The sequence below is a fragment of the Paenibacillus dakarensis genome (assembly GCF_001373415.1).
GTDB lineage: Bacteria > Bacillota > Bacilli > Paenibacillales > Paenibacillaceae > Paenibacillus_AQ > Paenibacillus_AQ dakarensis.
This window is the reverse complement of sequence record NZ_CDSE01000035.1, coordinates 1-24,551: the sequence shown is the minus strand read 5'-3', so window position 1 is coordinate 24,551 and position 24,551 is coordinate 1. Positions and strand designations below refer to the sequence as shown.

Here is a 24,551-nt window from a genome sequence, read left to right as displayed (position 1 = left end):
CGGCCTGCAATCAGCCACACGCCGCCCAGAACAAGCAGGATCGCAATCAAGGGCTGTACATATGACAAATAGTTAAGTACGGGTCCGATGGAGAAGACTGCAAAGAACAAGAGGGATAGCACGCTAAGAATATTGACGGGAATAAGCAGCCACTTGTTGCGCGAACCGAACCAGTAAAATTCGAATAAACCGGCAGCAGCGGCAAGTATAAATCCCGGCCACATCGTTTCCCAGCTATCCAGCAGGATGGCCGTCTGGCTGGTTAAGCCCGCTATAAGTAAAACTCCGCCTGGAATGAGAACACCAATCGCCCGGCGACCAATCATGGAGAAATACAGCCAGTGAAAGAATAATCCTAGCGGAATGACAAAGAGTGTAGGCCAGAAATTTGCAAAAATAGTTCCGGGACCAAGAGATCCTCCCTGGTTTAACAACAGGTAAATGCCAAGTAAGATCAATAGTGGCGCTAATATCATGCGTTTCATGAATTATAGTTGCTCCTTTCTTAATGATTATATATGCTGAATAATACCATAGGGGATAAAGAGGTGTCCTCCGTCTATGGGTAATTGCTTAACTGGACTTAAGTCTAGGTCATGGATAACGACATATATTATTGTGAATTTATAATAATGAAGTGAATGTGTTAAACATAAAATGGAATTCGTCCCCATTTTCAATAGCTGTAAACCATGTTTATATAGATAGCAGTAAGAATTTTGTTGCTAAATTGATAATTGTAAAGGAGTAGTATAATGGAAGCGGCATTACTGGGTAGCATGATTTCCGCGATGGCCACGGTTTTAGGTGCGATACCTTTATTATTCGTCAAAACATTGTCCGAGAAGTGGAAAGATATACTGATCGCTTTTACTGCAGGCATAATGGTATCTGCTTCCACCTTTGGACTCATGCCGCAATCTCTTCAGGAAGGCGGAATTATAACGCTGTCCGTCGGATTACTGTTAGGGATTGTCGTTTTGGACCTGATCGAGAAAAATATACCTCACGTCGATGTAGAGAATAAGTCTATAGGATCATTTGATTCCAAATCACTTCTTGTCATTGTCGCATTATTTATTCATAACATTCCGGAAGGTCTAAGCACCGGATTTAGTTATGCAAGTGAGAATGCCGGACTCGGTCCGATGGTTGCCATTTCGATAGGTGCACAGAACATGCCTGAGGGATTAGTATTAGCTGTGTTTCTGATTAATTCGCAGGTCAATAAGTATAAGGCGTTTGCGATTGTTTTTCTTACGGGGATGATGGAGCTTGTATCTGCCGTTATTGGCTATTTTACCGCGAGTTACATTGAATGGTTAATCGGTTATGGACTGGCATTTGCAGCGGGTGCGATGATGTTTATCGTATATAAAGAACTAATTCCTGAGAGTCACGGCCATGGTTATGAGCGTCCTTCAACCTATTCGTTCATTATCGGTCTGCTGATTATGGTGTATATAAGCTATGTATTTGTTTGATACATTAGGCATGGATGCTCAGAAGGAATGATAATGGTATAATGATCAAGAACTGAGGTGATGCAATGTGGCAAAGAAAAAAGGAAAGACCCCGGTACGCGAACAAGAACGCGTAGATCGCCCTGCAACGCTTAAAGATATGCTAAATCCGGAAGTAATTGAACGTCTGAAGGCTCAGGCTGATTCTCTGAAAGCAGACGAAGCGAAGAGGCTTGAACAAGAACGGCTCAAGAGGGAAGAAGCGAAAAAAGCAGAACAGAAAAGATTAGACAACGATTTTGAACATCTGCTCAAGAACAGCAGTATGGATTGGCACAAGTACAAATGACCAGACGGCTTATCAGTCGTCTGTTTTCATATGGGATGTGTACCATCAGTTAAACTATCATTGATAGAATTAATATATTCATAATATTTCATTCCATCATCTTATTAATGAAAGGAATATGACCATGTCTGATCAAAAACGTACACCGGATTCACCAGAGGATCAATTAGACTTAGGTTTACTGCTTAACGCACTAATGGCATTGAAAAAAGGAGATTTTTCTTTCAGGATGCCTTATGAATGGACCGGCGTTGCAGGTAAAGTCGCCGATTCATTTAATGAGATCATGGACATGCAGGAAAGCTTGGTTACTGAGGTAAAGACGGTAGCCAAGGTAGTAGGGAAAGAAGGCAAGCTTAATCGTCGATTTGTACATAAGAACAATGGCGGATCGTGGGGAACCATGGTGGAGTCATTAAATGGACTGATTTCGAATTTAATTCAACCGACCAATGAGATGGTACGGGTTATCAACGCAGTCGCTCAAGGGGATTTGACTCAAAAGGTTGAATTAAAGATCGATGGTCGCCCGCTAACCGGTGATTTCCTGAGAACGGCTAATAATATAAATCAAATGGTAACAGAGCTCAGCACATTTTCATCTGAGGTGAACCGGGTTGCCCGTGAGGTAGGTACAGAAGGAATTCTGGGCGGGCAGGCAGAGGTAAAGGGTGTCTCCGGCACGTGGAAAGATTTGACCGATAGTGTGAATGTGATGGCGAATAATCTGACAGAGCAGGTTCGTAATATCGCGGCAGTTACAACGGCTGTAGCGAAGGGCGATCTGTCCAAAAAGATTACGGTGAATGCCAAAGGCGAGATTCTGGAATTAAAAGATACGGTCAACACGATGGTGGATCAGCTGAGCACATTTGCTTCCGAGGTCACCCGTATGGCCCGTGAGGTAGGAACGGAAGGTAAACTTGGCGGACAAGCCAACGTTAAAGGTGTATCGGGAACCTGGCGCGATTTGACTGAAAGCGTTAATGATATGGCAAGCAATTTAACGGAGCAGGTGCGTAATATTGCAGTAGTAACGACTGCTGTAGCGAATGGGGATCTTTCCAAGAAGATTACCGCGGATGTACAGGGAGAAATATTAGAGCTTAAGAATACGATTAATACCATGGTGGATCAGCTGAGCACATTTGCATCGGAAGTTACGCGTATGGCACGTGAAGTGGGAACGGATGGTATACTTGGCGGACAAGCTGAGGTTACCGGCGTTGCAGGCACATGGCGGGATCTTACTGAGAGTGTTAATGATATGGCAAGCAACCTTACCAACCAGGTGCGTAATATTGCAGAGGTCACGACAGCTGTAGCGAAAGGTGATCTCTCTAAAAAAATCACGGTCGGTGCAAAGGGCGAAATACTTCAATTGAAGAGCACCATTAACATTATGGTGGATCAGCTCAGTAACTTTGCTTCTGAAGTAACGCGTGTTGCCCGGGAAGTATCTACGGAAGGTAAACTCGGAGGAAGAGCGGATGTAAAAGATGTTTCGGGAACATGGAAGGACCTGACTGATAATGTCAACTATATGGCGAGCACATTGACCGATCAGGTGCGGAATATTGCCGAAGTAACAACGGCAGTTGCGCGCGGTGACCTGTCTAAACATATCACGGTCAATGCCAGAGGAGAAATATTAGAGCTTAAGAATACGATCAATACGATGGTGGATCAGCTAAGCACATTTGCATCTGAGGTAACGCGTGTTGCCCGCGAAGTAGGCACACTAGGTATGCTGGGAGGACAAGCACAGGTCAAGGGTGTCGCCGGAACATGGAGAGATTTAACCGAAAGTGTTAACTACATGGCGTCTAACCTGACGAACCAGGTACGTAATATTGCCGTTGTAACGACAGCGGTAGCGAACGGTGACTTGTCCAAGAAGATCACTGCCGATGTACAGGGTGAAATTCTGGAGCTTAAGAATACGATCAATACGATGGTGGATCAGCTGAGCACGTTTGCATCTGAGGTTACCCGTGTATCGCGTGAGGTCGGTGAGGAAGGCAAGTTAGGCGGACAAGCCGAGGTTAAAGGGGTAGGCGGCACTTGGAAGGATCTGACGGAAGGCGTAAACAGCATGGCCCGCAATCTGACCGATCAGGTCCGCAATATTGCAGAAGTTACAACCGCCGTAGCCACTGGTGATTTGACCAAGAAAATTACGGTTGATGTAAAAGGTGAAATTCTGGAACTGAAGAACACCATGAATACAATGGTGGATCAGCTGAGTAATTTTGCTTCCGAGGTTACACGCGTAGCGCGTGAGGTCGGAACCGAAGGAAAGCTTGGGGCACAAGCTGAAGTGAAGGATGTTTCAGGCACGTGGAAGGACTTAACGGACACAGTGAACTTTATGGCCAGCAATTTGACGATTCAGATGCGCAATATTGCCGGCGTGACGACAGCGGTAGCGAATGGAGACTTGTCGAAAAAAATTACCGTTGATGTAAAAGGTGAACTGCTTGAGCTCAAAAATACAATCAATACGATGGTGGACCAATTAAACTCCTTTGCATCCGAAGTAACGAGGGTCGCGCGGGAAGTCGGCACTGACGGTAAGCTTGGCGGTCAGGCGACAGTACGCGGGGTCGGCGGAATTTGGAAGGATTTGACGGACAACGTCAATACGATGGGCTCCAACCTGACAGCTCAGGTTCGTGGTATTGCCAAAGTCGTTACGGCTGTAGCAAATGGTAATCTGAAACAAAAGTTTACCGTGGATGCTAAAGGTGAAATCGCTGAACTGACGGATACCATTAACAATATGATTGATACACTGGCCACATTTGCGGATCAGGTTACAACGGTTGCAAGGGAAGTGGGAGCCGAAGGTAAACTGGGTGGACAGGCGAATGTACCAGGAGCTGCCGGTACTTGGCGGGATCTGACAGATAACGTTAACTATATGGCAAGCACACTTACGACCCAGGTGCGGGCTATTACAAACGTGGCTACAGCTGTTACAAAAGGGGATTTATCACGTTCTATTGATGTTGCTGCTGCGGGTGAAGTAGCGGCTCTGAAAGACAATGTTAACGAGATGATTCGCAATCTGAAGGAAACGACCCGTATTAATATGGAGCAAGATTGGCTTAAGACGAATCTTGCGAAGTTCTCACGGATGCTTCAAGGTCAGCGGGATCTGAATGCGGTGAGCCGAATGATATTGTCAGAGCTTGCTCCGCTCGTATCTGTTCAACATGGCGTCTTTTATCTGAATGAAGATATCAATGGTACTCCAGTGTTACGGTTGTTCTCAAGCTATGGTTACCAACAGCGCAAACATCTTTCGAATGAATTCCGGCCTGGTGAGGGACTGGTTGGACAATGTCTGGTGGAGAAGCAGCGGATATTGCTGACGAACGTGCCGTCCGATTACGTGATGATCTCATCAGGACTTGGCGAGGCTACGCCGCTTAACATCGTGCTTCTTCCTATCATTTTTGAAGAACAGGTGCTGGGGGTTCTTGAGCTTGCTTCATTTAGAGCATTTAATGCGATAGATCTTGCATTCCTTGATCAGTTAACCGAATCGATTGGTATTGTAATTAATACGATGCAGGTTAATCGCCGTACAGAAGAATTGCTGATGCAGTCCCAATCGTTGACCGAAGAGCTTCAGCATCAACAGCAGGAGCTTCAGCATACAAATGAGGAGCTGGAAGACAAAGCCAAGCTGCTGGTCCTTCAAAAGGCCGAGGTTGAAAGCAAGAACGATGAAATTGAATTGGCTAAACAATTCCTGGAGGAGAAAGCAGAGCAGCTTGCATTAACTTCAAAATATAAATCAGAGTTCCTTGCGAATATGTCTCATGAATTGCGGACACCTCTGAATTCATTACTTCTCCTAGCCGAGCAGCTAGCTGAGAATCCGGATGAAAATTTATCGCCTAACCAAGTTAAATTCGCTAAGACGATTCAGGATTCCGGTATTGAATTATTGAATCTGATTAACGATATATTAGATTTGTCCAAGATTGAGTCAGGCACGGTTACGCCGGATTACAATGAAGTCCGAATCAGTGAATTGGTTGACAGCATGGATCGCAGTTTCAGACATATCGCTGAGGACAAAGAAATCGGATACAATATCAAGATTGAATCCGGTGTACCTGAAATGTTCACCACCGATTCCAAACGGCTTCAGCAGATCCTGAAGAACCTTCTTTCGAATGCGTTTAAATTTACAGAGGAGGGCGAGGTTTCCCTCTATGTTGCTCCAGCTTCAGAGGGATGGAGTCAAGGTAACGAAGTGCTTAATCATGCAAATACTGTGCTTAGCTTTACCGTAAACGATACAGGAATCGGTATTGCCAGAGAGAAGCAGCAGATCATCTTTGAAGCGTTCCAGCAAGCAGATGGCAGCACGAACCGGGAATATGGCGGAACAGGTCTTGGGCTTGCAATCTCGCGTGAGATTGCTGCTCTTCTGGGCGGAGAGATTTCATTGTTCAGCGTTGAGGGCAAGGGAAGCACATTCACCTTGTACCTGCCGCTTGACGAGGAGCTTTCCGGACCGGAACCGAAACCGAAGTATGAGCCGGAGGTTATTGATGTGACGCCGCCGCTTCGCTCGCGCTCGTTCACAAGAACGACATCTGAGAGCATTGTGGATGACCGCGATACAATCGAGCCTGGGGACCAGGTCTTTCTGATCATCGAAGATGATTTTGTATTCAACGAAATATTGCTTGATATTTTGCATAAAAAAGGTATTAAAGCGATTATTACTTCCTTGGGATCTAAAGCACTTGAGCTTGCGCGTCAATATAAGCCGGCTGCAATTACACTGGATCTTCGTCTCGGTGATATGGACGGCTGGATTGTAATTGAACATTTGAAGAACGACCTTTCCGTCCGGCACATTCCAGTGTGTGTCATAACGGTAGAGGAAGATGAGGTTGGCTTGAAGCAAAAGGGTGTGTTTGACTATGTGTGCAAGCCAGTAACTAACGAAGATCTTGAGAATGCAATTGACCGATTAAGTGCGTATGCGAAACAGGCTGCTCATCAGCTGCTTGTCGTTGTAAGTGATGATACAAGACGGAAAGAAATCGTAGAGATGATTGATAACAAGGATATCAAGATTACTGCGGTGGATTCCGTGAAGAAAGCAATGACCCAGCTTAAGAACAAGGAATTCGACTGTATTATGACAGACAATGAGCTGCCTGATACAGGAGTTCTAGCATTCTTACGAGAGGTTCAGAAGAGTGCGAAGCACAAGTACATGCCTATCGTTCTGAATCGGAGTAAGAAATGGAGTGCCGAAGAGGAGGAAGAGCTCGAGGAGTTATCCCAATACCTGGTGATCAAAGAAGTGAAGTCGCCAATTCAAATCATAGATGAGACGGCATTATATTTGCATCGCAAGGCAGAGAATCTTCCTGAAGGACCTAGAGAAACATTGGTAAAATTACACCAATCCGATGAAATGATCGAATATAAAAAGGTACTGGTCGTAGATGATGATATCCGTAATGTTTTTGCTCTGACAACGATTTTAGAACGGCATAATATGAAAGTCATCCCTGCAGAGAATGGATATGAGGCATTGAATGTCTTAGACCAAACGCCGGATATTGATATTATTCTAATGGATATTATGATGCCGGTTATGGACGGTTATGAGACAACACGAGCGATTCGCCAGAAGCCGCAGTTCCGTGATCTGCCAATTATCGCATTAACAGCGAAGGCGATGAAGGGGGACCGTGAGGAATGTCTGGAAGCGGGAGCTTCTGATTACATTACGAAGCCGGTAAACAGTGCTCAGCTGTTGTCCATGATTCGTGGGTGGATCCGTGAGCCGGGTGCAGACAAGGAAGACGGAGAAGGATCGGAACAGTCGAATTAGCACTTATATTTTATAAGGTATACTGATGGGTTCGCGCGAGTGATTTGCCTTTTTGGCTATTTCACTCGCGTTTTTTATTAAATCTAATGTATAATTATGGAATGTAAATGTATAACCGATTGAATAAGAAGTCGAAGTAATAAGGCGGAACAGGGAGGAGTATTCATGCAGAGCCTGAAGCGTAATCATGTATATAAGATTGGTATTGCTGGCGGTTCGGGCAGCGGAAAGACCAGGCTGAGTCTGTATCTTGAGGAGCAATTAAGCCAGCTTATGGTGAAAGTAATTCATATGGATCATTACTATAAGCAAGTACGCCCTGTTTATAAAGCTCCTTTTACAGACCAGGAATATGAGGATTTTAATCATCCTGATGCGGTAGACCTGAACCGGTTGTACGAGGAGTATACAGCTGCTGTACAGAGCCATACTTTCGATGTTGTTATTATAGAAGGGTTTCTGCTGTTTCATTTCCCGGAATTTCGGAACACATTAGATGTAAAGGTTTACATCGACTGCCTCCCGGATGAGCGAATGGTCCGAAGAATGGCTTGGTTTCTTGAAAAAGGATATACATACGATGAATTTACGAAGGAATACTTGGATTTAGTGCGTTATCGCCATGATGAATTTGTTGAACCTACGAAATGGTTTGCGGATATTATTTTAAACGGATCCAAAGGCACACATAAAGGAACTGAAATACTGCTGAAGTGGATTTTAATGAGATGCCGGGGTTTATGATTAAGCGCATATAGAGGAGGAGCGTTTATGAATCGTGAAGCATTGTTATCTTATTTTGAGTCTTATAATGAAAATGAAGGATTCCTGAGTTATCTAGAAAGATTCTATACCAAACATAACAGCTTGGATACATGGGAGCACTGTAAAAAGGTAGCAGAAGAAGCGAAGAAGCTTGCATTAGCTTACGATGCTGATCCAATCATCGCCGAACAAGCAGGCTGGCTGCATGATATCGGAACCGTTGTACCGAATGATGAAAAGGTCAAATTATGCAGTGCTCTTCAAATTTCTGTTCTGGAAGAGGAGGTAGCTTTTCCATATATACTGCATCAAAAGCTGTCTATGAAGATGACAACCGAAGTATTTGGCTTGTCCGATTCGCAGCTGCTGAGTGCGATTGGATGCCATACTACGTTGAAATCAGATATGTCTACGATGGATAAAGTGCTGTTTGTAGCCGATAAGCTTAGCTGGGATCAGGCTGACGCAGCCCCGTATATCAAGGAAATAAGAGTCAAATCCACTCAATCGCTGGATGCCGCTGTGATGGTGTATTTGGAACATGTATGGAAAAGCCGGGAGCATATGAAGGTGGTACATCCTTGGTTAATTGAAGCGAGAGAGGAGCTTCTGAAGGTTGTTAGCTAATGGGTTGCCAGTTTGCTTAGTAAGGTGAGCAGCTTGAAGAATGCTGGAATGTAGGTTACAATAAGTAAGCAAAAATACCGTAGGGGGTTTAACTATATGAAAGTTGAAATCTGGTCGGACTTTATGTGTCCGTTCTGCTATATTGGGAAGCGCCGTTTTGAAGCAGCGCTGAGTCATTTTCCACAAAAAGAAAAAGTTGAAGTGGTGTATCGGAGCTTTGAGTTAGATCCAAATGCTGCTTATGAGCCTGGAGTATCGATGACTGAATTACTGGCTCGTAAATATGGGATGAGCGTCGAACAGGCTAAAGCTTCAAATGACAATATTACGCAGCAGGCTGCTCAATTAGGGTTGACCTACCATCTGGATAAGGTCATTCCTGCGAACACGTTTGATGCCCATCGTCTCGTTCACTATGCATCACAGCATGGAAAAATGAAGGAAATGACGGAGCGGCTCTTCGTTGCCTATTTCACAGAGGCGAATAATTTGGCTGATAAAGAGCTGCTTGCCGATCTGGCTGAGGAGACAGGGCTGTCACGGGATGAGGCAGTGTCTGTTCTGAATGGAGACCAGTATTCTTCTGAGGTTCGTGCAGATGAAATGGCTGCCCAGCGCATTGGAGTCCGTGGGGTTCCGTTCTTTGTATTGGGCGGTAAATATGCCGTATCAGGGGCACAACCGGAAGAAGTGTTTATGGATGCCCTTCAGAAGGCGTACAGTGAAGAAAGTCCCTTGATCCTTGTTAATGAGGATGACAACGCAGGAGCATGCGGGGATGGCTCTTGTGACATTCCTTCCAAGCCCTAATAATGATAATTAGGAAGGAGCCTTTTCCATGGAGTCATTCTCACAACCATCGGAAGCATTAATTCTTGATATTGAATCTTCAGAAATTGATTATATGACAGATCGAATGGAGGCTATTAGGGAAAGGATTGGCAACCCTGAAGGTGTGGAGATGGAACGAATCGGACATGCGATATGCTTTTACAGCAAGAACATGCCTTGGCCTGCTTTTAACACGGTTAAAGGCATTCGTTCCTCAGATATTCCATACGTCAGTGATATGATCCGGTTTTACCGGTCGAGAGAGCGTGCAATCCAGATTGAAATTGTGCCTTCACTAGTAGATCAGCAGTTATTAAATGTCCTGTCTCAGGAGGGCCTGTATGCGTCCGGCTATCATACTTCCATGTATATGGAGATGAATCCGGCGGCTATAGATGAATCGAAGGATATACATGTCGAGACCTTGCAGCGAGAGGAATTTGTTAACTACGCGATGGTGCATTGTATTGGGACAGGACTGCCAGAGCAAGGTATACCTGCAGTAGCCCGAAATAATGAAGTGTTGTACGATCGGCCTGGATGGAAATTTTTTATGGTTTATGTTGAACAAGAACCGGCTGCTGCTGCTGTAATGTATGTAAAGAACGATATCGCTTCCTTGACCTTTGCCGCTACGATCCCTGATTACAGACGGAAAGGTTTTCATATCGCGCTCTTAAAGAAACGCCTTGCTGAAGCCGCAAAACAGCATTGCCGATTAGCTGTCAGCCAATGCTCTTACCAGTCCCAGAGTCATCGCAATATGGAGAAGGTTGGCATGAAATTAGGCTATATAAGGACGCTGTGGAAAGAAAAAAGTTGATTTGAATACACCCCATCGATGATTTGAAAGTTATAGGAAAATGATGATAGAGGTGTTAAGTGATGAATGAGAAAGAACAATTGATCAAGGAGTATTCTGACATCCATTCCAAGCAGCTGTGTTCATGCGCGGCTTTATTTGGCATGATCAGCATCATATGAATCAGATCGAGTCTGTTATTAATAATTAGTAGGATCCTTTAAGTCTTATGTCTAATATTGATAATTAGATAAAACAGAGGACATCTTCTATTATGAAGATGTCCTCTGTTAGCGTTTATGGTGTTTTCCTCTTTACTAAACATACAAGCTATAGTCGTTTGCGCTTATACAGCGTAACAAACAAGCTGGACAGCAGAAGCAAGAGCAGGGCGATTCCTGTGTATATTGCTTCACGTGATCCACCTTCTTGATTTGTTTCTTCTCGATTAAAACCATCAGGTTTAAAGCCGCCACCTCCGGGAAATCCTTCGGGGAACCCACCGCCCATCTTACCATTGTTTGCTCCGCCCCCAATCGGTTCGGGCTGAACATTTTGCTGCGCATTCTGTTGTATCTCTGTATCTTTCGCGCCTGGCACTGTCGTCGAATTGGAGGCATTCGGCATGTTTGGAACCGCATTATTGTTTGGTATAGCGTCTGTATTATTAGCAGGAGCTTTATCAGCAGTGTTGTTAAGGTTCATCCTTTGGCCGCCCATACCGCGGTTTCCACCGCCTGGTCCCATTCCGCCTCCGCTGCCACTGCCATCACCAGAAGAAGGGAGTGTCCCGTTTAATTGTTTCGTAATATTATCTACATTGTTCTTTATGAATGTAGTCAATGTCTCGAGTGACTGCTCGTATTCTTCATATGAATAAAAAGGTCTTGGATCGTTCTGAACCTGTGATGAGATGAGCGCCTTCACTTCTTGTATCCTTGATGTAATATGCTCTTCACTTAAATATCCGCTGATCATTTCGCTCAGGACCTGATGATATTGCTTCTTGTATTCATCAACAGCAAGCAGCTTGGCAACGAGAGGACGATCAGCAACAGCTCCTTGAGTTGGCTCGTCGATTAACAGATTGGAGCCTCCGAAACCGCCAAAAGCCATATTATAATCCCAAGGAAGGATATTGAAGATACCTTGATCCTCATAAAGATAATAATTTTGCTTGTTTTGTCCAAGGTAACTGTCCATGTTGGAAGCAGCCACATTCAGAGCGATATACTTGAGCGCATTATCTATGTTCAGTACTTTTTCATAATTGGAGCCATTATTCAATTCATCCAGCATATTAATCAGAATGTCATTATTCGATTTTTCAGATTTTTGAACAAGACCAGTGTAAGCATCAAGGTTATCTCCAAGCCAGGTCAGGTCACTGCCGCTTCCTGTCATTTCTGCCTTATACAATGCGCCTGACGTGGTTTCGAAGTTGCGTTTGAGGTAAGCTTCATCAATTTGTTCAACGGCCAGATAAAATCCCCAAAGCTCTTCATTCACATAGACATTGACGTATGAGAAACCGGGTGTCGGCAGACCGACAGAAGCTGCAAGTTCATAAGTCAAAAACTCACGCATATACGAAGCATCACTATAATTATTGTTAAGGTTAATTTTGCTGATGCCGTTATATTGCTGATTTACATATTCGTCAAAAGAAATCTTGAAGCTGTACCGGTCGGAATCCGAATTGACTACACTTCTTAGGCTTAAGTTGCCTTTTATCCGGATGCCAACATGGTCAAACTGCTTGCCGTTATAGTTAACGGAGGCTTCTTTATATTCTTCCCTGCTGGCATTGTCCAGCATGTCCTGAAATTCGGCTTCGTCTATCGTTATCTTTACATCAATCACTTTATCTTTCGGGAACACTTCCTCGAGGGAAGTCTGTTCCTCCTGAGATAAAGCGGCCGGGGCAGATAGACTTGATTTATTCTCTATATTTGAGTAAGTGGAGGTTAGATTACATCCCGTAATGCTTAATAAGAGCAATAGGCAGCTTACGATGATAAGAACGGGTTTACAAGTAGATCGCATGGTTCTAACACCGCCTGAATTAGGATACATAGTCGCCGTTGTAGCTGATCAGCACTGCATTTTTTACACCGCTGAGCCCGGATATTTGATTGACAAAGCGTCCTTCTTCGTCCTGGAGACGAACCTCAAGCGTGATTTCAATGTTACCTGGTGTCACCGTCTTTTGTTTTACGTTATAGCGTTTGACTGCCTTGCTTATCTGTTTATGAACTTCCTGTTCGCTGGAATCACTCTCGCAGTTAATGACAAGCAGATAAGGTGTGTCTATAGTTGCTTTTTTTATAAAGAAGAACAGAATTAATCCGATTACCACTGAGCCCAAAGCTGCTAACGTATAGAATCCAGCACCTGTCACGATTCCGGCTACAGCAGCCCAGAAGAGGAAGATGAGGTCTGTAGGATCTTTAATGGGAGTTCTGAAGCGAACAATGGACAATGCACCAACCATACCGAGAGACAGCACGAGGTTTGAATTGATAGCGATGATGACCAGGGCAGTAATCATTGTCATTCCGATTAAGGATACATTAAAGCTTTTGGAATATAGGACTCCGCTAAAGACTCGTTTATAGAGAAAATAAATGAAGAGTGCGATAACAAAAGCAACCCCAAGGGTGATTAGGATTTTGGATAAACTGATATCCGATTGGAAGTTTTCCATGATCGATTTTTTGATAATATCTGAAAAATTAGTTGTTTCATTGGTTGTTGTGGTATTCATATTCTAATGATCCTCCCAAGAGTTGTATTTTAGAAATTTCCTGCAGATGACATATTTGCTGGCTGATTGCCTGTTCAAACCTTCGAGCTGCAGGGCTGCCTTGATATAGTCAGGTAAATACTCATCGTATTTGACCTCCATAATAATGAGGTTCTCATCGATGGCCCTGACAGGCTCCAGACCCTTGTTGAACAGGTCGAGCGAATGAAGCCCGCTTCGCAGCTCTTTATCAAAAGTGATCCTTACGTTTCCCTGATGACATACATAAGGTTCACGGATATAATCGACGATGACCTTGGGACGCAGCAGCTTGTTCTTCATTTCATCATGCAGTTCCATAAAAAGCGGCTTGGCGGGTACATATAATCCTTCAAAACGCCCTGCCATGATCTCTTCCGTTAATTCTCGGGTGAGGGGCTCTTTCACTTTGGCGATGTAATCCCTAAACTTGATTTTCTTCTCAAAATGAATGGCATCGTCAGAAATGTTATAAATCCGAATCCGGTACTTCACACGGTCTCTGACTCCACCGAGTTTTTCATGAAGAGCTTTATTGTTAATATCATCAAAATATAAACTGCGGATATGATATTCGCCTGAGGAATCGGCATGTTGGTCAAAAGACAATAAATTCTTCAATCTGGCGGAAATGATCTGATATTGGTGTGCATTCACAAAGAATTTCAGTTCGTGCCGGTATTTTAAATTTGTGTTCATTGATTTCCCCCCTTTTTAACTGGCAGCTTTCACTATTTCATGTGCTTGGCACGAAATTCATACTAGCAGTCAATCCTGATGACTTTCTTAAGAACAACTGAATGAAAACTGAAAATTGACATGGCGTTAACAATTGAGACAGGTGGGAGAAAGCATCACTGGACCAATGTGAGAATAGCAAACAGGCCGCCCAAGGATGAAAACCTTGGGCGGCCTGTTGATTGTTATTTCCAAGAAATACGACGACTCCCGTGCGATTTGCATTTGCATCGGAGATCGACTTTGTTCTCAAATTAGATTGCAGGGATGGTCGAAGAATTCTGTTCAGTTTTACGTTCACGAAACATCCAGAAATACAATAAAGATGAAGCGACATAGAGTGTTCCGGTAATACAAAAAGTAATCGCATATCCCCAGTAGCTTCCGTAATGGGTTACGAGCAAGGATTGCACGGGCCCCATAGTTGCCCATCCCAGCATAAAGGCTGTCTGGGTAATCGAATTAGCAATTCCCCTGCGGTGGGCGGGAACCCGGTCGATCAGAATCGAGGATTGAATCGGGTTAGCGGCATTCATGAGCGCTTGACGAAATAAAAAGCCAATAGCAGCCACACTAAAGATATTCGTAAATCCTGTTAACAGTAAGAAAGGGAGGGAGAGAATCTGAAAGCAGACAACAGACCGTACAGCTCCAACCTTGTTTACGAGCACAGGACCAATAAGCATCGATATAATAGTCATAACTTGACCGAGGGAGATAAGAACACCTACGGCAGATAAAGACACAGAAAAACGGTTCGTAAAATACAGGTTAAGATATGGGACGACCAATCCTGAACCTAGTCCGATTAAAAGCTGCGCCGCAGCAAACTGTGCAATAACCTTGAAGCCCGCTTCGTGAGTGTTTGCTGCAGTTGGTATGTGTGACAGTTCGCCTGAGCCCGGCAGATCTTCCTCGAGTATCTTAGAGTCTGTGGTAAAGAGAAGAGGGATAAATGCAGCCAACGTACAGGTTCCTCCGACCATTAAAACCATTTGGAGACTTGTAACCTGATTTACGCCGAATAACTGGATAAAATCTGCTAAGAATCCACCGCCCATGCCTCCAAGTACTTGCGCTGCAAGAACGAGGGATGCATGAAAGCTGAAAATCCGCATCCGAGAGGATTTCAGCGTGTTTTCAGCTAGGAAGGGGATGGCAAGGACCTGAAAGAAGGAGCCAAATAATCCGGTAAATATGGCTAGTCCATACATACCGGTCTCCGTTTCTAACACAGATCGTGCCATAAGCCCGATTCCGCTAAATAAAGCACCGATGACGAGGATTTTTTTGCGGGAGCCCCGGTCCCCCAGAAAGCCGATGGGGATAAACATAAGGGCGGTCGCGAAGGACTGAATACTTATCACAGTGCCGTTCATGGAATCTGCGTATCCTAATTCTTTTATGTATAAGTTGTATAAAACGCCGAACATGCCTGTACCGATTTGGTATAACACATTAGCTAGAAAAAAGAGTTTGATATTTCTTGGCCAGTCTTTCCATTCATTTGCCGACTGTTGTATGATTCGCACGCAGAAGCCTCCTTATCAGCAGGAACTTCTCTATTCTAGCAGTTAAATCGATAGGCATGAAGGATAAATATCCCATTAATAGTCCATATATACAAAATGAAAAATAAACCTCTCCTTCAAAGGAAAGGTTTATTTAGGCTGAACTCGTAATAGTTATAGACCTTCGGTTAATTTACAGGCGCGTGGTGTCATTGCTTGTAAATGCACTGCTTGTTGAAGAAGTACTGCTGCCGGATGCATACTTGCTTTTCATTGATTGAAATTGCTGCATCAGCTTTTGTCGGCTGTCCTTATTACGCAGCAGATAGGCTGCCCCGGCTCCAACGGCGGTCCAAAGTGCTTTTCTCATTATTAATTCCTCCTAATAGTCATTATTTTTTTGGTGTAAATATTTCGTTCTGTATGTAAAGAAATACCCGATCTCCCGGAATATAAACAAAAATAAAATTGGAAATGGAATGGAAATAGTGTTTATTAACCCGGTTCAAACCGGTAAATAATCAGTATGTATATAAGTGCTGGTATTTGACTGTTTATAGACAAAATTATAATGTGTCTATATAAATTGGTGGGGAGTGTCAGTGAAATGGAACTTCATGAGCGGTTCTGGAATGCCTCTATTCAAGAATTAAAGCGTGGATATGTGGAGGAAGAGCACGGGTGGGTATGTTTACTGTGCGGCAGGGGAGTCGAGAAAGGAATCATATATCCGGATGATGATGTGTTATATGAATCTGAACGATATATTTCACTTCATGTGGAACGTGAGCACGGCTCCGTATTTCATTATTTAACAGGACTGGATAAGAAATTGACAGGGCTGACAGATCATCAGAACCGGCTTCTGCAATTGTTCTACCAAGGAATGAGTGATGCTGAAGTACAGCAGGAAATGGGGATTGGAAGCTCGTCTACCATTCGTAATCATCGATTTGCATTGAAGGAAAAGGAGCGGCAGGCGAAAGTTCTGTTAACGTTAATGGAGCTATTGAAGGAAAAAGATGAGCATGCTCCATCGTTTGTGCCCGTGCACAAAACCGCTAAAATGATCGATGACAGATATAATGTAACAGAAGAAGAACGAACAGCCATATTAAACAAATGGTTTCCATCGGGTACAGATGGCAAACTGCTCAAGTTTAATCTGAAAGAGAAGCAGCGGTATGTCGTTCTTCGTGAAATCGCGACAAAATTTATACCGGGTCAGATATATACAGAAGCCGAGATCAATGAAATCCTGAAGGCTGTCTATGATGATTATGTAACCGTAAGACGTTACTTGATCGAGTATGGATTTATTGACCGGGAACCAGACGGGAGTAAATACTGGCTTATATCGTAAACTCTTTTTTAAATCAGGAGGAAAAGCACTATGAACCGAAGAGAAGAATTAAAGCAGATGTACAAGGAGATTAAAATCGAAGCCGGAGTATACCAAATAAAAAACACGAAGAATGGAAAAGTGCTGGTTGTAGGCACCCCTAATCTCAAAACGATAAATGGCAAACGCTTTGAACTGCAAATGGGTACAAGTATAAATAAACCACTGCAGCAGGATTGGAATGAGTATGGGGAGGATGCATTTGTATTCGAAATATTGGAAGTAATCGAGCCCGAGAAGGACCCCTTCTTTAACATGAAAGAGACAGTGAGTAAGAGGGAAGAGCACTGGATTTCTAAGCTTCAATCATTCGGTGAAGGCGGATATAATTCTGCAAAACGAGTATAATTAACCATTAACATGATCATTCATAGTACTGTTCAATCGTCTGAATCAGGCGATCGAGCAGTATTTTTTATTACAGACACAGTCTAAGGCTTTCTGTTATGCAATTCCCGGGTAATAAACTTACAACAGAGGCATTTGGAACAGGGAGTGTGATTGGTGTTAAGTTTATGGCCATGGGTATTGTTTCTTTTTCTGCTTGCAGCTACGCTTATAGTATTATTTTTACGGCAAGCTTATGATGTCAAAAGAGAACTGGCTGATTTGTTAAAGCGCTTGGATATCATGGAGAACCGTGTAAATGAAGGACTCTCATCGTTTGAATCACTACGGCAAATGATAACCGATGAGGCGAATCCTAATCTGGGTAAGTCTGTTAACAGACTCTTCGAGCTAAGAAAACGTATTGATCTGCTGCAGAGCGAGATCATTACGAATTCCCATCATCCGTGGTATCATTTAACCGCTTTTCGTAAATCTGTACTAAAGTGGATTAATGAAGAGAAGAAGATTTTCACTCTTGTACAGTCCGAACTTCGCCTTATCAGCAGTATAAGCATGCTTAATACCGTCTCTAAAGAACAAGTAAGTGCATTAAAGGGCCGGTTGCTAGCTCTCTCCAATAAGCATCAGCAGCTTGTGAACAATCTAAGAATGCCTCTTAGCCAAATAGGGGCTGCATTAGCTGATCTAGAGAAACAATTGCATGTGGCTGAACAGAAACATATGTATGATACAATCACGGTACAGCATCTGATTATATCTATAGATATGAAGTGCAAACAAATAGAAAAGGATTTGTCGGATGTACGTCTGTATTACACTCTGCTGCAGAGCTATCAGCGAATGATTCACAATGATATCTATGCTGAGGGAGCAGACAACCGTGAAAATACTTACCATCATATGATGGTTCATTTGTCGGATGGAGATATGGATTCTGTTAGAGAGCTGTATAAACAAGCAGAAGTCTCTCATGGGGAGCCGGATTGTACATCAGTCGTTCCATCAGCCGTCAAAAATGATGATCATGAAGGACTTAGCTTTACTGTTCAGCAATTGGAAGGGGAGCTGCAGGAGATACTTCATAAGAAACAAAAGGTGGATGAAGGCTATCAGTTGATCAGTGATAAATATACAGGTCAACAGTACAGCGAGCTCCAACCGAAAATAAAGGACATAGACAACGAACTTAAGTTTATTGCCCAGCAGATATCGCAGCTATATTTGAAGAATGACCAAGGCATATCAGAAGAGGGCAAGGCTCGGTTTCTTGCAGAGCAATATGAGCATAGGCTTAAGACCGCAGAGTGCAGCTTAATAGATATCCATCGCATCATTCAGTCTATGGAAGAGCGGCTTTTAGAGTTAAGACGTGAATTTTCAATCTTGTCAGACAGATATATATGCATGTGCAATGACCTTAAGAAAAAGGGGATTGAACCTGCAGAAAACAGTGCTCTTGCTGATGATCAAGAACAGATTCATGCGCTGCTGCTCGATATTCAATCACACTTGATGCGCACGCCGTATCATTTGGAGAATATCCAGACAAGTATGTTCATGCTGAGAAAGAAGCTTTATAAATTTGTTGAAGAGGCTTACCGGCAGATCCGGGCTAAGGATGAAGTTTATCGGAGAATGACCCGTTTGTCTAACGAACATGATAAGATCATATCAGACGGCCGTGCTTCTGGTCATCAGGTAGAACAGTTAAGCTCTATGTATGACTTGAAGATTAAGCGTTTAAATGAGTTAATGAGCAAAGCTTTATACCTCGAATCGAATCTGGAACTCGATCAATGGGAAGAAATGCTGGCAAGAATACAACGAGAAATTTTGTCAAAAAATAAAGATGATAATTTGTAACTTCAATAGTTAATGGGGAATTGAACAATTCCTTCCATTTACAGGCTAGACAGGCTTCATATATTATTTGATTAACGGTTTAAGATGCTTACAACTCTTGGGCTTGAACTACACGAAAGTGAGACGTGATCAGATATGAGATCCCTTGCATGGGTAACAGACAGTACTAGCACCATCGATAAAGAGTTTGCCAAGAATAATCACATTTATATTGTTCCACTGCGGCTTATTCTGGGTCAAGAAACGTATAGGGAAAGTGTTGATATTTCGGCTGAAGATTTCTATGAAAAAATGCGCCATGAATCTAAGGTTAGCAGCTCCCAGCCGCCGATTGGTGAATTTATGGAGCTCTATGAGTCATTAAAGGATAAATACGATGATGTCATTGCCATCCACTGCTCTGCGGAATTAAGCGGAACCTATAACACGTCAATCCAGGCAGCCGCTATGGCTAACGTCCCCGTGATCGGAATTGATTCCAAATTCGGAGCTTTTCCAATACGGGAGATGATTAAGGCTGGGATTGAGTGGCATAAAAGGGGAGGCTCTGCGACTGAAATTAAGGAAAGAATCGAGGAAATGGTCCGGAACACCACGTTCTATGTTATACCTTCGAGTCTCAGTCGTCTTCATAACAGCGGAAGAGTGTCGGGTACGCAATTACTCCTAAGTAATTTGCTGCGCATCCACTTGCTGCTTCGCTTTGACGATGGAAAAGTTGTCGTTGAGCATAAAATACGTACATTTAAGAAAGCAAGACAAAAAATGCTGGAGATCTTAAAGGATGATTTTCATAAAATTAAAAAAGTATGTATTATGCACGCCAACAATATGGAAGAGGCTAAAGAAATAGAAAAAGAACTAAGTGATATGAATCCATCTCTCAAGACAGAAATTATGACATTTATACCAGTTGTTGGTTATCTTGCAGGTGAAGGCACCATTGCAATGTCTTGGATCAAACATCAGCCTACCTTCTCCTAAATTACATCTGGATAATCTTATAAAGCAGCCTAATTATGGGCTGTTTTTTCGCTATATTGAATCTGGGTAGATACTGGCCGATTCTAAATGTATGATATGGGTTGGTAATGTATTAGGAGGCGATCGTAATATGAAGATTATGATCAGCAAAATAGAAGCAATGGAAAGAAATATTTGGGCTGAAATCGTCTTGTTATTCGGTTTGAAAGACGAAGAAGATGCAACGTGGGATAACGAGCAATTTATTTTGACTGAGAACCAGGCTAGAGAACTGGGGTTGATTAAATAGTTGGCTTAGATGAACCCTTGTTCATTTTTTCATAGAAGGGTAGGAGAATGAAGGATAAATAGGCGATGAACGCGAATGAAATGTAAATAAAGAAGGTGTGTAATGAACCGCTATACTTATCTATTGCTGTTAGTCTGTATATTGCTTGTAGGATTAACCGGATGTGGAACAGGTTCAGATCGACCAACAGAAGAGGCTTTAAAGCCGGCACCTGCTGAGACTACCCCGGCTCAAGAAGCGGAGCAACAGACAGATGAGAAAGAACCCGATACAGATACAGTCAACCCGGAACAAGAAGACAAAGCGCTTGCTATGTTAAATGGTCTTAGTCTGGAAGAAAAAGTGGGACAACTCGTAATTGTTGGTATCGAAGGTACCACAATGGATCATTTTTCAAGTAAACTATTAGATACATACCATGTTGGCGGATTTATCTTTTTCAAAGACAATCTGAAGAACGTAGATCAGTCCGTTAAAATGTTTAACAGTCTAAAAAAAGCAAATGAGAACAATCCCGTCCCGCTTTGGATGAGCATTGACGAAGAAGGCGGAAGGGTTTCCAGAATGCCTGACCCAATTCTGCGGCTGCCGGCCAGCGGCATTGTAGGGAAACAGAATGACCCGCTGGTGGCTCAAGAAGCGGGTAGTCTAATCGGACGCAGATTAAAGGGGTTTGGCTTGAATATGGCCTTTGCACCTGTGCTTGACGTGAATAGTAATCCAGACAATCCGGTTATTGGTGATCGATCCTATGGGAGCAGTCCAGAGCTTGTTGGCCGACTTGGAGCAGCCGCAATGAAAGGGATTCAGGATACTGGCGTTGTATCTGCTGTAAAGCATTTTCCTGGTCATGGAGATACATCGGTTGATTCGCATGTTCATTTACCAGTCGTTAGTAATAGCATGAGTCGGCTTAATCAGATAGAACTTGTTCCCTTTAAACGAGCCATTGATGAAGGGGCAGAGGTTGTAATGGTTGCTCATCTGCTTGTATCAAGCATTGACCCTGATACACCGTCTTCCTATTCGGAACCTGTAATTTCAGGATTGTTAAGAGATAAACTGGGTTATGATGGTGTGGTTATTACCGATGACATGGTTATGGGAGCGGTGGATAATGGCGTGATTAATATTGGAGAGGCAGCAGTTCGGTCCATATTAGCTGGAACCAATATTGTTCTGGTTGGACATGATTACAGCAAGGAAGAAGCGGTTATTACCTCATTACTGAAGGCCGTGAAGAGTAATCGGATTTCCGAAGAAGTTCTGAATGATCGAGTGCTTACAACCTTGCGGCTCAAGTTGAAATACGGTCTTAACGATAATCCGGCAGCAGGACCGGATGTCAAGCAGCTAAACCATGATGCTCAGCAGCTGATTAATAGATTAAAACAATAAAAGATTTTAGAGGAACGGGGGTATCTTATGCTGGAAGAGAAAGTGAATCAGGAAACTATTTTTCAACACATGTATCAATATGCACCGATTGGCGTAGCCATTCTTTCCTTAGATGGAAAGTGGCTGAAAGTTAATCCTGCACTTAGCCGAATGTTCGGTTATACAGAATTAGAAATGCAGCAGATTTTATATGAAAACTGTGTTCTTCCTGAGGACAGAAGCGGAATGGATATTATGTCCGGCCTGATTAACAAAGATACCGTCCATGAGGACTTTAAACAGCATTTCCTGCGCAAGGACCATTCCATATTAAATGCCTTCTGTCACGTCATCTTACAACGTAATGAGTTTGATGAGCCTTTATACTTCATAAGCTATATTACAGACATTACGGAAAAGATTTCGCATAAGCTTCCGGAAACAGAGGAAATAGTCCGGCTTATTCCTGATAAGGTACAGGAAATCATATTTTGTATTTCTACAGATGGGAACTGGGATTACTGCTCTCCGTCGTCACAGGAACTGTTAGGATATCGTCCTTCCGAGCTTATAGGGCGCAGCAATGAAGAATTGTGTCATCCGGAGGACCTGGATACCCTTCATACGTTGGTCGATCAGGATTCAGGGACGGCACTATATCGGTTTCGCCATAAAAACGGCTCTTATCTATGGCTTGAAACAACCGTACAAAAAATCGCAGTAGATGGGGCCGTCAGCTTTCTCTGTGTAGGACGAGATATAACTGAGCGGAAACGGATCAAGGATACTTTGAATGAAGCAGAACGAATCGCAGCAATAGGCAGCTGGGAATGGGATATTATAAATAAAAAGGTTGAGCTGTCAGACCAGGTATACCGTGTATGTAAGCTGGATCGTAAGAGTCTGGATCTAGCTGCATTTAATATATTGGACTTCGTGGATGACTGTGACCGGGTGGATTTAGCAAGAGCACTTCGCCGGGCGTTAAGAGGGGACCCCTTTAACTATGAATATCGGTTGAGTCACAATGACGGTACCATTCAATATTTTCATCTGAGAGGCGTTGTTTCTTATAATGATCTGGGCAGACCTGTTAAGATGATTGGCACCATACAGGATATTACAGAACGTGTTGAAATGGAGATGAAGCTTCAGGAAACAGTTGAACGATACACTTCTCTAAAGAAATACAATCATGATGCTGTTATATCGCTTGATCTGAATGGTCATGTCATACATGGAAATATCATGGCCGAAAGACTTACCGGTTATAATATAAAAGAGATGACAGGCAAGAACCTGACGCAATTTATAGTTGTTCAGAATCTGAAGGAGATTTTGATGGATTCATTGAAGGATGTATCCAGTGATAATCGAATTGAATATTTTAAGCATAAAGATGGACATTTGATCGAAGTGATGACCACGATTGCTCCTATTATTATCAACGGCAAAAATGTAGGGTTCTATATCATTGCTAAGGATATTACGGAGCAAAAGAAATTGCTGATCGCGAAGGAAGCCGCAGAGAGCACTAATCTTGCCAAAAGCGCCTTCTTGGCAATGATGAGTCATGAGATTAGAACTCCGATGAACGGGGTTATAGGAATGACGGATTTACTGATAGATTCTCCAGGCTTGAATGAAGAGCAGAAGGATTATGTTCGCATTATCCGTAAGAGCGGTGAGACTTTGCTGAATATTATTAATGATATTCTCGATTTCTCCAAGGTCGAATCCGGAAAAACAACGCTTGTTCACGAACCATTCCGATTACAGAACGCAATAGAGGAAACGCTGGACTTATTAAATCCAAAGGCGGTTCAGAAAAAACTTGAAATGAAATATTCAATGAGCCCCGGAGTTCCCAAAGTATTAATCGGAGACTCTGAACGGCTGAAGCAGATTCTATTTAATTTAATCGGCAATGCCTTGAAGTTTACTTTTACAGGCGGAGTATATATTGAGATCAGGGAGATTGATTCTACAAAAGAATTAGTACAGTTGGAATTTACGATAAGAGATACCGGCATTGGAATACCGGAAGATAAAGCAAACGACTTGTTCGAGCCATTCTATCAACTGGATCATTTTATGACCCGAAAGCATGAAGGCACAGGGCTTGGACTTGCAATCAGCCGTAAACTGGTAGAATTAATGCACGGAAGCATATGGTTGGAGCGAAATGATCAACCGGGCGCTACCTTTAAATTCAATGTCTATTTTAACCGATGTGACGAGGATATAGCTGATGAAGACAATGCCGCCCTATCTTCGACAGATCAACATTTGAACCTTCATATACTGGTAGGGGAAGATAATGAGACCAACCAACTCGTCATCTTAAAAATGCTAGAGAAAATGGGCTATCAGGTGGATGTCGCAGCGAATGGTAAAGAAGTACTGGAAAGAGTCCGGCAGCATCATTATGATCTGATCTTCATGGATGTACATATGCCGGAATTGAATGGGCTCGAGGCTGCCAAAGCGATTAAGGGGATGCTTCCGCCTAATGAGGTTCCGATTATTGTGGCGGTAA

Annotated in this window: 20 protein-coding genes; 14 read left to right on the top strand and 6 right to left on the bottom strand. The window is 43.1% G+C overall.

Going from position 1 to position 24,551, the window contains the following annotated elements:
* Positions 1-485 (bottom strand): hypothetical protein (locus BN1234_RS09715; RefSeq protein WP_054956469.1); only part of this gene is annotated, 485 nt, incomplete at its 3' end.
* A 270-nt stretch (positions 486-755) separates the two neighbouring features.
* Between BN1234_RS09715 and BN1234_RS09710 the strand changes: the two genes are divergently transcribed.
* The 7 genes from BN1234_RS09710 (at position 756) to BN1234_RS09680 (ending at position 10,733) form a co-directional block, all read left to right on the top strand.
* The gene (locus tag BN1234_RS09710) at positions 756-1,484 is read left to right on the top strand and encodes a ZIP family metal transporter (RefSeq protein WP_054956468.1); all 729 of its coding nucleotides are present in this window, start codon (positions 756-758) and stop codon (positions 1,482-1,484) included.
* A 67-nt stretch (positions 1,485-1,551) separates the two neighbouring features.
* Entirely contained in the window at positions 1,552-1,812 is a 261-nt protein-coding gene (locus BN1234_RS09705; RefSeq protein ID WP_054956467.1) for a YqkE family protein, read from the top strand.
* 124 nt (positions 1,813-1,936) lie between these two features.
* Positions 1,937-7,687, top strand: a complete 5,751-nt coding sequence (locus BN1234_RS09700) for a HAMP domain-containing protein (RefSeq protein ID WP_054956466.1) — start codon at positions 1,937-1,939, stop codon at positions 7,685-7,687.
* A 165-nt stretch (positions 7,688-7,852) separates the two neighbouring features.
* Positions 7,853-8,431, top strand: coding sequence for an AAA family ATPase (locus BN1234_RS09695; protein ID WP_054956465.1), 579 nt, complete (start codon positions 7,853-7,855; stop codon positions 8,429-8,431).
* Positions 8,432-8,458: 27 nt separating this feature from the next.
* A complete protein-coding gene (gene yqeK, locus BN1234_RS09690) occupies positions 8,459-9,079 on the top strand; it encodes a bis(5'-nucleosyl)-tetraphosphatase (symmetrical) YqeK (protein ID WP_054956464.1) in 621 nt (206 codons plus the stop codon).
* A 96-nt stretch (positions 9,080-9,175) separates the two neighbouring features.
* Positions 9,176-9,889 (top strand): DsbA family oxidoreductase, encoded by a 714-nt coding sequence (locus BN1234_RS09685; RefSeq protein WP_054956463.1) that lies wholly within the window; start codon positions 9,176-9,178, stop codon positions 9,887-9,889.
* A gap of 28 nt (positions 9,890-9,917) precedes the next feature.
* On the top strand, positions 9,918-10,733 hold the full coding sequence (locus tag BN1234_RS09680; RefSeq protein ID WP_054956462.1) for a GNAT family N-acetyltransferase: 816 nt from the start codon (positions 9,918-9,920) through the stop codon (positions 10,731-10,733).
* Between the two features lie 309 nt (positions 10,734-11,042).
* Here the strand turns inward: BN1234_RS09680 and BN1234_RS09675 are convergent, their stop codons facing one another.
* From BN1234_RS09675 to BN1234_RS22495, 5 genes are all read right to left on the bottom strand, one after another.
* The gene (locus BN1234_RS09675) at positions 11,043-12,758 is read right to left on the bottom strand and encodes a CotH kinase family protein (RefSeq protein ID WP_054956461.1); all 1,716 of its coding nucleotides are present in this window, start codon (positions 12,756-12,758) and stop codon (positions 11,043-11,045) included.
* 19 nt (positions 12,759-12,777) lie between these two features.
* Positions 12,778-13,479, bottom strand: coding sequence for a DUF4956 domain-containing protein (locus tag BN1234_RS09670; protein WP_054956460.1), 702 nt, complete (start codon positions 13,477-13,479; stop codon positions 12,778-12,780).
* A gap of 3 nt (positions 13,480-13,482) precedes the next feature.
* Positions 13,483-14,196, bottom strand: a complete 714-nt coding sequence (locus BN1234_RS09665) for a polyphosphate polymerase domain-containing protein (RefSeq protein WP_054956459.1) — start codon at positions 14,194-14,196, stop codon at positions 13,483-13,485.
* Positions 14,197-14,489: 293 nt separating this feature from the next.
* The gene (locus BN1234_RS09660) at positions 14,490-15,767 is read right to left on the bottom strand and encodes an MFS transporter (protein ID WP_054956458.1); all 1,278 of its coding nucleotides are present in this window, start codon (positions 15,765-15,767) and stop codon (positions 14,490-14,492) included.
* A gap of 172 nt (positions 15,768-15,939) precedes the next feature.
* Positions 15,940-16,116 (bottom strand): YbyB family protein, encoded by a 177-nt coding sequence (locus tag BN1234_RS22495; protein ID WP_170308017.1) that lies wholly within the window; start codon positions 16,114-16,116, stop codon positions 15,940-15,942.
* Between the two features lie 237 nt (positions 16,117-16,353).
* Here BN1234_RS22495 and BN1234_RS09655 point away from each other — a divergent pair, with 237 nt between their 5' ends.
* The 7 genes from BN1234_RS09655 to BN1234_RS09630 all read left to right on the top strand — a co-directional run.
* Complete coding sequence (locus tag BN1234_RS09655; RefSeq protein WP_054956457.1) at positions 16,354-17,109, top strand: DUF2087 domain-containing protein; 756 nt, start codon at positions 16,354-16,356, stop codon at positions 17,107-17,109.
* 30 nt (positions 17,110-17,139) lie between these two features.
* The gene (locus BN1234_RS09650) at positions 17,140-17,496 is read left to right on the top strand and encodes a GIY-YIG nuclease family protein (protein WP_054956456.1); all 357 of its coding nucleotides are present in this window, start codon (positions 17,140-17,142) and stop codon (positions 17,494-17,496) included.
* 156 nt (positions 17,497-17,652) lie between these two features.
* Entirely contained in the window at positions 17,653-19,362 is a 1,710-nt protein-coding gene (locus tag BN1234_RS09645; RefSeq protein ID WP_054956455.1) for a hypothetical protein, read from the top strand.
* 135 nt (positions 19,363-19,497) lie between these two features.
* Positions 19,498-20,346, top strand: coding sequence for a DegV family protein (locus BN1234_RS09640; protein ID WP_054956454.1), 849 nt, complete (start codon positions 19,498-19,500; stop codon positions 20,344-20,346).
* 130 nt (positions 20,347-20,476) lie between these two features.
* Complete coding sequence (locus BN1234_RS22490) at positions 20,477-20,635, top strand: hypothetical protein (RefSeq protein ID WP_170308016.1); 159 nt, start codon at positions 20,477-20,479, stop codon at positions 20,633-20,635.
* A 102-nt stretch (positions 20,636-20,737) separates the two neighbouring features.
* Entirely contained in the window at positions 20,738-22,033 is a 1,296-nt protein-coding gene (locus tag BN1234_RS09635) for a glycoside hydrolase family 3 protein (protein ID WP_054956453.1), read from the top strand.
* 27 nt (positions 22,034-22,060) lie between these two features.
* Positions 22,061-24,551, top strand: a 2,491-nt coding sequence (locus BN1234_RS09630) for a PAS domain S-box protein (protein WP_054956452.1), incomplete at its 3' end; no start/stop codon positions are given.